Genomic DNA, 13,045 nt, shown 5'->3' with positions numbered 1-13,045 from the left:
CAACAAAGCAAATAGCCGAAACGGAATCACTTGCGTCCCCCCGGATGCAATTCCCTGAGACTATTCGCTAGCGTCGCCGATTGCTAATTCTTCCTATGTGATTCCTGTCACACAAGCCGGTCTAACGGGGGTAAGGATAATGCGGCGAAGCGTCACCCTGGTTTTTCCAGGTGACGCCGCCGTCTGTCCCGGCCGCTTACATTTGCACCACCTCGTGGCGCATGACGAAGGGTGCAAGCAGCGCGTGTACCTCGCTCGCAACCGCCTCGCGCTGGTCCGATGGCAGGCCGGCAAGGGTCACGGTGGCGATCGATCCGTGACTGCCATGGGCACCGACTTTGACCCTGCAATCGATGCCGCGCTCGACCAGCGGCGTGAGCACCTTGGTGAACACGCGCTCAGCCGCGTCCCAGCGCAATTGAGGCTTGAATACCTTGCCGACACCGGTCACCGGCATCGGGTCGATCGGAATGACCTGCACCGGGACGGCGGCCCGCTCCGGCGTGCGCTCGCGAACCCAGGATTCCAGTTCGCCGGGCTCCACGGTCGCGCCGGGCTTCAACTGCACGTAGCCCACCGGCAGTTCGCCGGCATAGGCGTCGGGCTGGCCGACGACGGCGGCGAAGCCGACCGCGGGATGCCGGAACATGATCTCCTCGACCGGCGCGGGATCGATGTTATGGCCACCACGGATCACGAGGTCCTTGGCGCGACCGGTGATCCAGAGATAGCCGTCGGCGTCGAGCCGGCCGAGATCGCCGGAATTGACCCAGACCCCGTCGACGAACGCGCCCTTGTTGTGCTCGTCGTTGAGATAGCTGCCGAACACGCCGGGCCCTGCCATGATGACGACCCCGATCTCATCCGGAGCGCAGTCGCGGATCAGGCGACCATCGGCATCGAGTTGCACGATGCGCACGCGCGCATAAGGCATGGGCAAGCCGACCGAGCCGAGCCGGATCGGCCGTGATGGATAGGCCAGCGTGTGCACGCTCGAGGTCTCGGTCATGCCGTAGACCTCGACCACGGGCAGCTTCAGCTTGTCCTGGATCGCCGAGCCGACCGCGACGGGGATCGCCGAGCCGCCTCCGGCGGCATATTTGAGGCTTGAGATGTCGGCTTGATCAGGTGGCACCGCGAGCGTTGCGGCGAGCACCGTCGGCACGCTCGACAGCGCTTCCGGCTTGAAGCGCTCGACCAATTTCCAGATATTCTTCACCGCATTCGGATTGCGCCAGCCGCTCGGCGACAGCACGACCAGCGAGCCGCCGCCCGACAGCATCGTCAGCACCTGGGTCAGCGATCCCCCGACGTGAAACAGCGGCATGCCGAACAGCAAATTGGCACCGGGCTTCGCCCTTAGCAGCAGGTTGAGCGCCCAGGCCTGGTAGACCTGGTTGGTATGCGTGTGCCGCACCAGCTTGGGCGTGCCGGTGGTGCCGCCGGTGTGGAAATAGGCCGCGATGTCGGCACCCGAAATCTTGCGCCCGCTGACAAGCTGATCCGACGGCTGCTGCTTGATCAGGTCGCTGAAAGCAAAGATGCCATTCGCCGGATCGCCGCCGCCGAACACCTGCACGATCGCCTTGAGGTGCTTGAGTTGCGGGCGGATCTGCTCGACCTTCTGCCAGATATCGGTGCCCGGCATCGGCCCGAGCGCCACCAGGATTTTGGTGTTCGCAGCTTCCAGGATCTCCGCGATCTGGTGCGGCTCGAGCAGCGGATTGACGGGATTGGCGATGCCGGCGGCCTCCGCGCCGAACAGCGTCACGAAGGCATCCGGCACCAGCGGCAGCATGAAGCTGATGACGTCGTCTTTCTCCGCGCCGAGCGCGTGAAACATGTTGGCAGCCTGCGTGACGCGCGCAATGAAATCGCGGTAGGTGACCACCAGTGGCGTGTCGGCGGGATCAGCATTTTGCAGAAACTGGATCGCCGCGCCGTCGGGATTGCGCGCCGCGCCCAATTTGATGGCGTCAAGCGTGCTCTCGGCAGCGATGCGGTCCGCATAGGGGACCCGCTCGAACGCCCGGACCTCCTCGTCGGTCAAAAGATCCGGATAGTCATTGCCAATGAGCCGATCGAGCGCGTGGATGCCCGCCATGGAATTCCGTCCTCCCTCAGATGTATGTCCACGCCCCCTGTCTTTTGACATTTTTGGGTCGGCGAGGCCCCGACCGATGGCCGGCCGGGCGCCGACAGAATGATGGATGATTTGGCGTTCGTCCATTGCCAACGGGCTGCGGCACTCGAACGCGAACCTAAGGCGCTTGAACCTCTGCGGCCGATCCGGGGACCTAGAACTGGCACTGAATTCGCTCGCCAGCGCCCTGCCGCAAGACTTGAGGTCACCATGACGATGTCCCTGCGGAACCGCATCACACGGCTGATCGCCGCGTGCGCTATCTCAACAGCCATCGCGCTGCCCTCCGCAACATTCGCCGCGGACGGCCAGCTTGACAAGATGCGGGCCAAGATCGCGGCATTCATCACCGATAAGATGGAGAAGCTGGGCGGATCGCGCATCATCTACAAGGTGGACAGTGACGCCTTGCGGGAGGCGGTCACCACGGATCTGCGCGACGACGTCTACAAGACCCTGCGCGAGGGCCGGATCGCCTTCTCCGGCCTTGCGATTCGTGACGGCGGCGTCGAGGTCAAGATCGCGGACGCCAAGGGCCGCGAGCTGCTGACGCGCAAGCTCGCCTCGGCGGCAGAGGGATTGCCCACGCACGCCCTCGCCGTGACCGACGCCGGAGACGGGCTGATCAGGCTCGCGCCGACCGATGCCGCATCCGCCGCACGGCTGCGCGATCTCGTCGAGGATTCCATCGCCATGATCGAGCAGCGCCTCAAGGACGCCGGCGTCACTCTGGCCAGCGTCCAGCCTGAGGGAACGGACCGCATCCGCATCTTTCTGCCGGGCACGATGGAGCCCGAGCGCATCACCGCGATCTTCGCCAGGAAGGTCAAGGTCAGCTTCCGCCTGATCGATGTCACGATGTCGGCGGAGCAGGCGCAATCCGGCACGCCTCCTGAGGGCACGGAAGTGATGTTCGGCTTCAAGGACAAGCTTCCCTATCTCGTCAAGGCCAGCGCGCTCGACGGCGACGACATCAGCTACGCGGGACCGGGATTCTCGAGCGGCACTAAGGAGCCGATCGCCTCGTTCCGCTTCAACGGCCGCGGTACGCGGCGCTTCGCTCACATCACCGCAGAGAACGTTGGAATGCCCTTCGCCATCGCGCTCGACGACAAGGTGATCTCCTCCCCGGTGATCCGCGAGCCCATCACCGGCGGCTCCGTCCAGATTTCCGGCAACTTCACCCTGGAAGAGGCGAACAGCGTCGCCATGCTGCTGCGCGCCGGCTCGCTGCCCGGACGTCTTGGCCTCGTCGAGCAGCAGGTCATCCAACCCGTCGCCAAGCCATAAGGCGAAGATCGTCAGACGCGCCCCACCAGGGGCATCCGGCCGTTCCGCGACGCCGAAGCCCGCCCCGAATCACGGCCGCGTTGCGGCCGGACGCACAACCAACGGGCAATTGCCGAAACGCCCGATCAGGCTAAAATTTGCCTCTTGCGGCGTGACGGCCAAAGGCTTCATTTCAGGCGGCCGTCATTCGATTTCGGCTATACGTGTCGAGCATACCGACCAGGACTGAAAGCCTTACGCGGGGTTAGTACCATGCCGTCCGGCAGCGCAGACATTTCCTCAATCCTCGACCGCATTCTCGATGCGGCAACGGACAACCTCAGGATCGCGAAGATCCTGGTCCAGATGGGCCTGGATCCGAACAACGTCACCTATGACGCGATCTTCAATAGGCTGCTGGAGATTTTCGTCCACAACATCACGTTTGCCAATCTGTTCGCCGCGGTCGGCGCCGGTTTCTTCGTCGCCACCCTCTTGATGCGGACCATGGTGCCGCTGCGCGTCGCCAACATGATCGGCTGCGCGTTCTTCGCCGTTTTCGGCGCGCTCTCCGCCAACGTCGCGACGTTCCTGCTCTATCTGCTGCTGCTTCCGATCAACGCCCTGCGCCTGCGGCAGATGCTCAAGCTGGTCAAGAAGGCGCGCCATGCCGCCGAAGGCGACATGTCGATCGAATGGCTCAAGCCATTCATGACCGAGCGCAAATATCGAAGCGGCGACACGCTGTTCAAACTGGGCGATCCTGCCAAGGAGATGCTCCTCACGGTCACCGGCAAGTTCCTGGTCAAGGAGATCAATGTCGAGATCGGGCCCGGAGCGCTGATGGGAGAGCTCGGCTTCCTGACGCCCGACAACCGGCGCACCGGAACGATCGAATGCATCGAGGATGGCCAGGTGCTGACGATCACCTACGACCGGCTGCTCGAGATCTACTTCCAGGACCCGCAGTTCGGCTATTACTTCCTGGTGCTGACCAGCCAGCGCCTGCTGCAGAACATCGATCGTTTGCAGAAGCAGCTCGCCACGGAGCGGGCGGCCACGACGAACAGGATCGCGTGATCGCCGCTGCTCAGCCTAGCAGCAGCGCCGTGCCGGGGTCGCCCTTCTCCATCGCGCGCCGATAGGCCGGACGTGCACTGATACGGCCGAGATATTTGACCACGTTCGGGCAGCGTTGGACATCGTAGGGCTGGAAGTAGCGCATCGTCGTCAGCGAAAAGCCCATCATGATGTCGGCGGTGGTGAAGGCATTGCCCGCCAGATATTCGGCATCGCGAAGGCGGGCGTCGAGGAGATCGTAGGAGCGATCGAGCCGTCCCTTCATGGCAAGCAGGGTCGGGTTATCCTTTGCAAGATCGAGTCGATTCAGAATCATCATCCGCCCCATGCCGGGTTGCAACGTGCCATTGGCGAAGTGAAGCCAGTACAGGAATTGCGGGAAGGCGGGATCATTGGGGCCGAGCACCAGACGGCCGTTGCCGTACTTTGCGACGATGTAGTCGACGATGGCGCCGGACTCCGCGAGCACGAGATCGCCGTCGGTCACGACGGGCGCCGCCCCGGCTCGGGTACAGCGCCTTGTACTCCGGGGGCGCCAGCATGGTGACGGGATCGCGGGCGTAGCGCTTCAGCTCGTAGTCAAGCCCCAGCTCCTCGCACAGCCAGACGATGCGCTCGGACTGAGACTTGCCGAGATGATGGACGGTGAGCATGCGGCCTCCTGCAGCGGTAAGTTGGGCACGTCGTGAAGACGCGTATAGCCTGCCATTGCCGGGGACGCATCTCGGTCTTGTGTCCCGGATGCAGCGCGGTGCCGCTTCGACGGCGCTGCAGAGCCGGGGCCCAGCCCACCGGGTATGTCCTGTCCGCGGCGCCTCCAGCCTCCCTCCAAAACGGCCCCGCCGCAAAATCGCCCTAAAAACCGAATGGTAACCATGACGGGCTAGGGTAATGACGTGACCAATCCTCCGACGATCCTGGTGTTCGATTCCGGCCTTGGCGGGCTCACGGTGCTCCGCGAGGTCGTGGCCGCGCGTCCGGACGCCCATTTCGCCTACGTCGCCGACGACGCCTTCTTCCCCTACGGCCACCACAGCGAGGACGAGATCATCGCCCGCGTCGTGCCGCTGATGGGTGAGCTGATCGGCACGCATGACCCTGATATCGTCGTCATCGCCTGCAACACGGCGTCCACCCTGGTCCTGTCCCACTTGCGCGCCACTTATTCGGTGCCCTTCGTCGGTACGGTGCCGGCGATCAAGCCGGCCTGCGCGCAATCGAGGACCCGCCGCGTCTCGGTGCTCGGCACCAAGGGCACGGTGAAGCGCGAATACACCAAGGCCCTGATCCGCGATTTCGCGCAGGGCTGCGAGGTGACGCTGGTCGGCTCGCCCGAGCTTGCCTCGCTGGCTGAAGCTGAACTCAGCGGCGCTTCCGTCAGCGACGGCGACATCCTGGCCGAACTCGCCCCCTGCTTCGTCGGCGAAGACGCGACCTCGCGCACCGACACCGTCGTGCTCGCCTGCACACATTATCCGCTGCTGCTCGACCGGCTGAAGCGGCTGGCACCCTGGCCGGTCGACTGGATCGATCCCGCGCCGGCGATCGCCCGCCGCGTCTCGGATCTGCTCGGCCCGCGCATCGGCGGCATCGCACAGGCCGGCGCCGAAATGATCTTCACCTCGAACCGCGTGCACGGCCTTTCGGCTACGCTGACGCCGTTCTTCGGCGGCCGCGCGCTGGCCTGACTTTGCGCATCGGCGCCGCGCTGCTAGGTTTTGCCGTCGTCACCTCACTGCAGGCCTTTCCATGTCGGTCCAGACTCCGCCGCTCAACCGCCTTCGCCAATTGTGGCGCGATGGCCGCCCCGCTTTCGGCGCGATCGCGACCATCCCGAGCGTGCAGATGGTGCAGATCATGGCGCGCTCGCTCGACTGGATCATCGTCGATCTCGAGCATGGTCCCATCGGGCTGACCGAAGCGCATGCGATGATCGCCGCGACCACAGGCACGCCGTGCACTCCCCTGGTGCGGATCGCGGCGAATGAGCCGTGGCTTGCGAAAGCCCCGATGGACATCGGCGCCTTCGGCATCAACTTTCCGATGATCACGAACCGCAACGATGCTGAGAAGGCGGTCCGCAGCGTGCGCTACCCGCCGCGCGGCGACCGTCTGTGGGGGCCCTTCCACGCGCCGTTCCGCTGGGGCCAGTCGATGCCGGACTACATGGCGAGCGCCGACGACGAGATGATCTGCATGATCACCATCGAGCATGTCGATGCCGTCAACCGCATCGACGAGATCATGGCGACGCCGGGCATCGACGTCGCGGTGATCGGGCCCGGCGATCTCGCGACATCCATCAACAAGCGCGGCCAGATGGACGATCCGGAACTGCTGGAGCTGGTCGCGCGCGCCGAGGCCGGCATCCTCAGAAGCGGCGTGCCGATCGGCGGCGTGGCCCGCACCGCCGACCAGGCCAACGCCCTGGTCGACCGCGGCTACCGCGCGATCGCGCTGGGCTTCGACTGGTCGCTGCTCCAGCGCGGCATCATGGCGGCGTTCGAGGGCATCAGGCGCTGAGCAGGCCGACTGCCAGTTTGCCGGGAACTGCGGCCCTGCTAGGGTCGGCCGCATAGGGAGGAAAAACCATGCTCAAGAAGACTTTGCTCGCTCTGACCTTTACCGGCCTCGCCGTCGCCGCCTTCGCCCAGCAGCCTGGCATCAAGCGCACCCCGCTCCAGAAAGTCGAATTTCCGGAGGGCTATAATACCGTCACCGCCATTGCGGAGGTCCCGGCGGGCGGCGCGGCCGGACGCCATACCCATCCCGGAATTGAGACCGGTTATGTGCTGGAGGGCGAGCTCAATCTGCTCGTCGACGGGCAGCCGGAGAAGACCTTGAAAGCCGGCGATTCCTACCAGATCCCGGCAGGCGTCGTGCATGACGCCAAGGCTCATGGCGATAAAGCCATGAAAGTGCTTGGAGTTTACGTCGTCGACAAGACCAAGCCGCTGGCTTCGCCGGCTCCCTGATTGGTCGAACCGTTCGACCCCTGGCGGGTTGGTTCGTGCTAAAGGAAACGGCGAGCGGGACCCGCTCGCTGCACATTTTTTCATCTGTAGGAACCGAAGACCGATGCGGGGGACGCCAAAGCCCATTTCGCTGCCGCGCCGCCTGATTTGCGACCTCATGCGCGCGTCGATGGACGTGCCGTTCGTTTCGCTCTCCCGTTCGCTCAATATCCGCCCCCTGATCGAGGCACGCGCCGGAGCCGGCACGCCGGCCGGCTGGGCTGCCACCTTCGTCAAGGCGTTCGCCCTGGTCGCCAGGGACGAGCCGATCCTGCGCACCGTCTACGCCAAATGGCCCTGGCCGACGTTCTACGAATTGCCGAACAGCGTGGCGTCGGTGGCGATCGCCCGGGTCGAGGACGGCGAGGAATGCGTGATGCCGCAGCGAATCGCGGCTCCCGAGGCCATGGCGCTGGCCGCGGTCGATGCCGAGATCCGGCGCGGCAAGACGGCGCCGATCGCAGACGTTCCGATGTTCCGGAAGATCATGCGGGCAACCCGCCTGCCGTTGCCGCTGCGGCGCCTGTCCTGGGCGATCGGCCTCAATTTCGGCCGCCAGCGCGGCAACTGGTTCGGCAGCTTTGCGGTGAGCTCGGTGGCCGCCTATGGCGGCGGAGAGCTCCATCCGATCACGCCGGGCCCCTTCATCGTCAGCTACGGCCTGGTCGAGCCCGACCAGACCATTCATGTCGTGATCCGCTGGGATCACCGGGTCACCGACGCCGCCCCGATCGCCCGGGTCCTGACCCGGCTGGAACAGGTCCTGAACACTGAAATCGCTGCCGAATTGCGGGCGGCGGGGTCAAAGCCGATAAGAGTGGTCGGGACATAAGCACCGTCGTTCCGGGGCAGCTCGCAGAGCCGAACCCGGAACCTCGAGATTTCCGGGTCGATGCTGGCGCATCGCCCGGAATGACGGGCTAAACAATTGACAGCGAACCCCAAACTCCCCTAAAAGCCGCCTGCTCGCGGGCCGATTTCGGCCCGCGAAGCGTTTCGCGACCCGTGGTCCTCTCCCTTGAAGCTTTGGGGATCGGACCTGTCAGTGCCGGGCTAGCCCGTCACACAGGAGGGCGCGTTTCCTCAAACCATGTACCTGAAGAGGACGCGATGACTAAGCGCAGTGAGGCGAAGTACAAACTCGATCGCCGTATGGGCCAGAACATCTGGGGCCGCCCGAAGAGCCCCGTGAATCGCCGCGAATACGGCCCCGGCCAGCATGGCCAGCGCCGCAAGGGCAAGCTCTCGGACTTCGGCGTGCAGCTGCGCGCCAAGCAGAAGCTGAAGGGCTACTACGCCAACATCTCCGAGCGTCAGTTCCACGGCATCTATGTCGAGGCGAGCCGCCTCAAGGGTGACACCGGCGAGAACCTGATCGGCCTGCTGGAGCGTCGTCTCGACGCGGTCGTGTACCGCGCCAAGTTCGTTTCCACGATCTTCGCCGCTCGCCAGTTCATCAACCACGGCCACATCAAGGTGAACGGCCGCAAGGTCAACATCTCGAGCTATCAGCTCAAGGTCGGCGACGTGATCGAGGTCAAGGAAGCCTCCAAGCAGCTCGCCCACGTGCTGGAAGCCAGCCAGCTCCCCGAGCGCGACACTCCCGACTATCTTGAAGTCGACCACGGCAAGATGACCGCGAAATACGTGCGCATCCCCGGCCTCTCCGACGTGCCGTTCCCGGTGCAGATGGAGCCGCATCTGGTCGTCGAATTCTATTCGCGCTAAGATCTGAATATCGAAAGGCCCCGGTTCGCCGGGGCCTTTTTGCTTAAGAGCCACAATTCAGTGGCCGCAAATGCGTTAGGAGCCGTCGCATGCTCTACACCCCTCCCCCGATCGATCCCAAGGCGCCGCCGGTGCGCATCAATCTGCTCTCGGACACGCAGACCAAGCCGACGGCCGCGATGCGCGAGGCGATGGCGCGCGCCGAGGTCGGCGACGAGCAGGTCGGTGACGATCCGACCGTGAACGCGCTGTGCGAGCGCGTCGCCGCACTGATGGGCAAGGAAGCCGCGGTCTACATGCCCTCGGGCACCATGTGCAACGTCACCGCGACGCTGGTGCATTGCCGCCCCGGCGACGAGATCCTGGCGCACGAGACCGCGCACATCATCGCCCGCGAAGGCGGCGCGCATGCGGCGATCGGCGGTTTTCAGGTGACGCAGCTCAAGGGCCCCGACGGCCAGTTCACGCCGGAGACATTCCGGAAAGCCCTGCATCCACGCACGCGCTACCAGCCGCCGCAGACCGTCGTCAGCGTCGAGCAGACCGCCAATATCGGCGGCGGCACGATCTGGAAGAAGGCAGTGCTCGACGAGATCGTCGCGATCGCGAAACAGCACGGCCTCGTCACCCACATGGACGGTGCACGTCTCCTCAATGCCACCGTCGCCAGCGGCATCTCCCCGCGTGACATGACGGCGGGCTGGGATTCGGCCTGGATCGACTTCTCCAAAGGCCTGGGCGCGCCGATCGGCGGCGTGCTCGCGGGCTCGCGCGCCTTCATCGATGCGGTCTGGCAGTGGAAGCAGCGCCTCGGCGGATCGATGCGGCAGGCTGGCATTTGCGCCGCCGCCTGCATCTACGCGCTCGACCACCATGTCGATCGCCTCGCCGACGATCACGCCAATGCGCGCGCGCTCGCCCGCGGGCTGTCGCAGATCCCCGGCATCGAGGTGCAGGAGCCCGAGACCAATCTCGTGTTCTTCAAGCCCGACGGCGCCGGCATTGCCGGCGACAAGATGGTCGCGGCACTGCGCCAGCGCGGCGTGACACTTGCGATGATGGACGGCCGCATCCGCGCCTGCACCCATCTCGACGTCGATGCGAGCCAGATCGAGGAGACCATCGGGTACGTGCGCGAGATCGTGCGCGGGGCGTAGTCAGCGCGTATTCGCGCGAAGTGGATACCGGTTCGCGTAAAGAAAACGCGTCAAAACGAGAGTCTACCGCCCCATCGCCTGATAGATCAGCGTCTTCAAGGCCAGCTGAATCCGGCCGCGTTGCGACGGGGTCTGCACCATGAAGATCCCGAACAGATCGTCTTCGGGATCGATGAAGAAGAAGGTGCCGCCGACGCCGTCCCAGCGATATTCGCCGAGCGGCCATGAAGTCCCCGGCGGCACCGAGGTGCGCACCGCGAAGCCGAGGCCAAAGCCGGAACTGCCGCCCGGATAATAGTTCTGGTCGCGTGCGATCCTGGTTTCGGGGCCGACATGATCCGACGCCATCAGCGCGATGGTCTCGGGCTTGAGATAGCGCCGGCCTTCATAGCTGCCGCCATTCAGCAGCATCTGCGCGAAGCGGGCGTAGTCGCCGACTGTACCGACGAGGCCGGCACCGCCCGATTGCCAGATCGCCGGGCGCCTGATGTCGCGAACCGGTGTCGTTGCATTGATGTTGCGATCATCCGGCATCGGTTCGGCGATGCGTGGGAATTTGGCGGGGTCGGTGACGTAGAACGCCGTCTCCGTCATGCCGAGCGGGTCGAGCAGCCGCTCCTTCTCGAACTGCAGCAGCGTCTTGCCCGAGATGACCTCGACAACCCGGCCGAGCACGTCGGTGGCAAAGCCGTAGTCCCACAGCGTGCCCGGCTGCTCGGCGAGCGGCAGCGCCGCGAGCTTCGCGACGAAATCGGCGTTGGAAACATCGCCATTGAAGAGGTTGGCGGCCGCATAGAGCTCGCGCACCGCGCCGCCGCCAGAAGAACCGTAAGGCAGCCCCGCGGTGTGGCGCAGCAGATCCTTGATCGTGACGGGACGCTGCAGCGGCTCCAGTGCCAGCGAGACCTTGCCGTCCTCCGCCTTCTTCTCGACGCCGACCTTCATATCGGCAAAGGCCGGAATGTACTTTGCGACGGCATCCTCGAGCGCGAGCTTGCCTTCCTCGACCAGCATCATCGCCATGACCGAGGTGATCGGCTTCGACATCGAATAGAGACGGAAGATCGTGTCCGCGCTCATCGAACTCTCGGTCGCGACATCGCGAACGCCGAAATTCTCGTAATAGACTGGCTTGCCATGCTGCTGGAGCAGCAGAATGGCGCCGGGAATCTTGCCGGTCACGATCTCGTTGCGGATGTAGTCGGAGACCTTCGCCAGCCCTTGGGCCGAGAGCGTGCGAGCGCTGCGTGCTTCGGAGCCGGCCTTCGCACCGACCGCTCCGACCAGAAGCACGAGCGCCGCGATGAAAGCGCGGCGCCCGAACATGTCACTTTTCCATGGCTTCATAGACCAACAGCTTCAATGTACGCTGCACGCGCTGGCGCTCGGTCGGGGTCTGCTCCAGCAGCACGAAGAACATGTCCTGCTTGGGATCGATGACGAAATAGCAGCCGGAGGCGCCGTCCCATTTCAACTCGCCGAGATTGCCGGGCGGCGGCGGTTTTGCGTTGCCGGGATCGGTGCGCACCGCGAGCCCGAGGCCGAAGCCGAAACCGTCGCCGGGGAAGTAGAAATAATCGCGATCGACGCCTGATTTGGGGCCGAGCTGATCGGTCGTCATCAGCTTGAACGTCTCAGGCTTGAGAATGGTCTTGCCGTCGAGGCTGCCGCCGTTGAGCAGCATCTGCGCGAAGCGCTCATAATCGGCCATGGTCGTCACCATGCCACCGCTGGCGAACTGCATCTTCTTGACCACGGTCGGATCATTGATCCGGCCAACGCGGAAGTCGCTGTCGTTCGGCACCGGCTGCGCCAGCAGCTTCTGCTTCTCGGGAGCGGTGACGAAAAAGCCGGTGTCGACCATGCCGAGCGGATCGAGCAGCTTCTCGCGCATGATGTCGATCAGCGGCTTGCCGGCCGCGATCTCCATCACGCGTGCCAGCACGTCGGTGGAATGGCCGTATTGCCAGAGCGCGCCCGGCTGGTTGTGCAGCGGCAGCTTGGCGATGCGCTCGGCGAACTCGGCGAGGTCGAAATCGCCTGCGTAGAGGTTGGCATCGCGATAGGCCTTGCGGACCAGGCTGTCGCCATAGAAGCCATAGGTGATGCCCGATGTGTGCGTCATCAAATCATGCACCGTCATCGGCCGGTTCGGCGACACCAGCTCGAGCGACTTGGTGCCGTCCTCCGCCTTCTTCTCGACGCCGACTTTCACATTGGCGAAGGACGGAATGTACTTCGAGACGGGATCATCCAACTTGATCTTGCCGTCCTCGACCAATTGCATCGCGACCACCGAAGTGATCGCCTTGGACATCGAGAACAGGCGGAAGATCGTCTTGTCCGTGATCGGCGCCTTGCTGACCACGTCCTGCACGCCGAAGGCTTCGTGATAGACCGGTTTGCCGTGCTGCCGGATCAGCACGGTCGCGCCGGCGATCTTGCCGGTCGCAACCTCGTTCTTGAAGAATTCGCTGATCTTGCCGAGCTTGTCCTGATTGAAATGCGCGCCGGCCGGAATCTCGTAGGTGCCCTCCGCTCGCGCCAGCGACATCGCGCCGAGCGACACCAGCGCGCCGCAGACCAGCGCACGCAGTCCAGACTGTGAAATCATATCCCCTCCCCGGAACATGGCCCGGCGAAGTGTACTGAGC

The 13,045-nt window shown here is 64.5% G+C and carries 11 protein-coding genes and 1 pseudogene; 8 read left to right on the top strand and 4 right to left on the bottom strand.

Annotation, left to right across the window (positions count from 1 at the left end):
* Window positions 1-196 precede the first annotated feature (196 nt).
* The gene (locus GGD67_RS16165) at window positions 197-2,104 is read right to left on the bottom strand and encodes an acyl-CoA synthetase (RefSeq protein ID WP_179734176.1); all 1,908 of its coding nucleotides are present in this window, start codon (window positions 2,102-2,104) and stop codon (window positions 197-199) included.
* A gap of 249 nt (window positions 2,105-2,353) precedes the next feature.
* Between GGD67_RS16165 and GGD67_RS16160 the strand changes: the two genes are divergently transcribed.
* Both GGD67_RS16160 and GGD67_RS16155 read left to right on the top strand, forming a co-directional pair.
* Window positions 2,354-3,433 (top strand): SecDF P1 head subdomain-containing protein, encoded by a 1,080-nt coding sequence (locus GGD67_RS16160; protein WP_179734174.1) that lies wholly within the window; start codon window positions 2,354-2,356, stop codon window positions 3,431-3,433.
* 252 nt (window positions 3,434-3,685) lie between these two features.
* Window positions 3,686-4,492 carry a Crp/Fnr family transcriptional regulator gene (locus GGD67_RS16155; protein WP_018316569.1) on the top strand — a complete coding sequence of 269 codons (807 nt, stop codon included), beginning with the start codon at window positions 3,686-3,688 and terminating at the stop codon, window positions 4,490-4,492.
* 10 nt (window positions 4,493-4,502) lie between these two features.
* Here the strand turns inward: GGD67_RS16155 and GGD67_RS16150 are convergent.
* A pseudogene (locus tag GGD67_RS16150) lies at window positions 4,503-5,145 on the bottom strand (glutathione S-transferase family protein).
* A gap of 243 nt (window positions 5,146-5,388) precedes the next feature.
* Here GGD67_RS16150 and murI point away from each other — a divergent pair.
* The 6 genes from murI (at window position 5,389) to GGD67_RS16120 (ending at window position 10,391) form a co-directional block, all read left to right on the top strand.
* A complete protein-coding gene (murI, locus tag GGD67_RS16145) occupies window positions 5,389-6,180 on the top strand; it encodes a glutamate racemase (protein ID WP_018316571.1) in 792 nt (263 codons plus the stop codon).
* 61 nt (window positions 6,181-6,241) lie between these two features.
* On the top strand, window positions 6,242-7,015 hold the full coding sequence (locus GGD67_RS16140) for an HpcH/HpaI aldolase/citrate lyase family protein (protein WP_179734172.1): 774 nt from the start codon (window positions 6,242-6,244) through the stop codon (window positions 7,013-7,015).
* A 68-nt stretch (window positions 7,016-7,083) separates the two neighbouring features.
* Complete coding sequence (locus tag GGD67_RS16135; RefSeq protein ID WP_018316573.1) at window positions 7,084-7,467, top strand: cupin domain-containing protein; 384 nt, start codon at window positions 7,084-7,086, stop codon at window positions 7,465-7,467.
* Between the two features lie 103 nt (window positions 7,468-7,570).
* Window positions 7,571-8,338, top strand: coding sequence for an acyltransferase (locus GGD67_RS16130; RefSeq protein ID WP_179734170.1), 768 nt, complete (start codon window positions 7,571-7,573; stop codon window positions 8,336-8,338).
* A gap of 278 nt (window positions 8,339-8,616) precedes the next feature.
* A complete protein-coding gene (gene rpsD / locus GGD67_RS16125) occupies window positions 8,617-9,234 on the top strand; it encodes a 30S ribosomal protein S4 (protein ID WP_018316575.1) in 618 nt (205 codons plus the stop codon).
* Window positions 9,235-9,323: 89 nt separating this feature from the next.
* Window positions 9,324-10,391, top strand: coding sequence for a low specificity L-threonine aldolase (locus GGD67_RS16120; protein WP_018316576.1), 1,068 nt, complete (start codon window positions 9,324-9,326; stop codon window positions 10,389-10,391).
* Window positions 10,392-10,454: 63 nt separating this feature from the next.
* Here GGD67_RS16120 and GGD67_RS16115 read toward each other — a convergent pair whose 3' ends face one another.
* Entirely contained in the window at window positions 10,455-11,717 is a 1,263-nt protein-coding gene (locus GGD67_RS16115; RefSeq protein WP_179734168.1) for a serine hydrolase, read from the bottom strand.
* Window position 11,718: 1 nt separating this feature from the next.
* Window positions 11,719-13,005, bottom strand: coding sequence for a serine hydrolase (locus GGD67_RS16110; RefSeq protein ID WP_179734167.1), 1,287 nt, complete (start codon window positions 13,003-13,005; stop codon window positions 11,719-11,721).
* Window positions 13,006-13,045 lie beyond the last annotated feature (40 nt).

The organism is Bradyrhizobium sp. IAR9 (assembly GCF_013408065.1).
In the GTDB taxonomy this organism is placed as follows: Bacteria; Pseudomonadota; Alphaproteobacteria; order Rhizobiales; family Xanthobacteraceae; genus Bradyrhizobium.
Note: the sequence above shows the minus strand (reverse complement) of the source record. Positions and strands in the feature narration are given on the sequence as shown.

What these genes read in the sequence shown, in the direction of transcription:
- GGD67_RS16165 (WP_179734176.1), bottom strand. Translation starts at nt 2,104, where the DNA reads ATGGCGGGCATCCACGCGCTCGATCGGCTCATTGGCAATGACTATCCG.
- GGD67_RS16160 (WP_179734174.1), top strand. Translation starts at nt 2,354, where the DNA reads ATGACGATGTCCCTGCGGAACCGCATCACACGGCTGATCGCCGCGTGC.
- GGD67_RS16155 (WP_018316569.1), top strand. Translation starts at nt 3,686, where the DNA reads ATGCCGTCCGGCAGCGCAGACATTTCCTCAATCCTCGACCGCATTCTC.
- GGD67_RS16140 (WP_179734172.1), top strand. Translation starts at nt 6,242, where the DNA reads ATGTCGGTCCAGACTCCGCCGCTCAACCGCCTTCGCCAATTGTGGCGC.
- GGD67_RS16135 (WP_018316573.1), top strand. Translation starts at nt 7,084, where the DNA reads ATGCTCAAGAAGACTTTGCTCGCTCTGACCTTTACCGGCCTCGCCGTC.
- GGD67_RS16130 (WP_179734170.1), top strand. Translation starts at nt 7,571, where the DNA reads ATGCGGGGGACGCCAAAGCCCATTTCGCTGCCGCGCCGCCTGATTTGC.
- rpsD (WP_018316575.1), top strand. Translation starts at nt 8,617, where the DNA reads ATGACTAAGCGCAGTGAGGCGAAGTACAAACTCGATCGCCGTATGGGC.
- GGD67_RS16120 (WP_018316576.1), top strand. Translation starts at nt 9,324, where the DNA reads ATGCTCTACACCCCTCCCCCGATCGATCCCAAGGCGCCGCCGGTGCGC.
- GGD67_RS16115 (WP_179734168.1), bottom strand. Translation starts at nt 11,717, where the DNA reads ATGTTCGGGCGCCGCGCTTTCATCGCGGCGCTCGTGCTTCTGGTCGGA.
- GGD67_RS16110 (WP_179734167.1), bottom strand. Translation starts at nt 13,005, where the DNA reads ATGATTTCACAGTCTGGACTGCGTGCGCTGGTCTGCGGCGCGCTGGTG.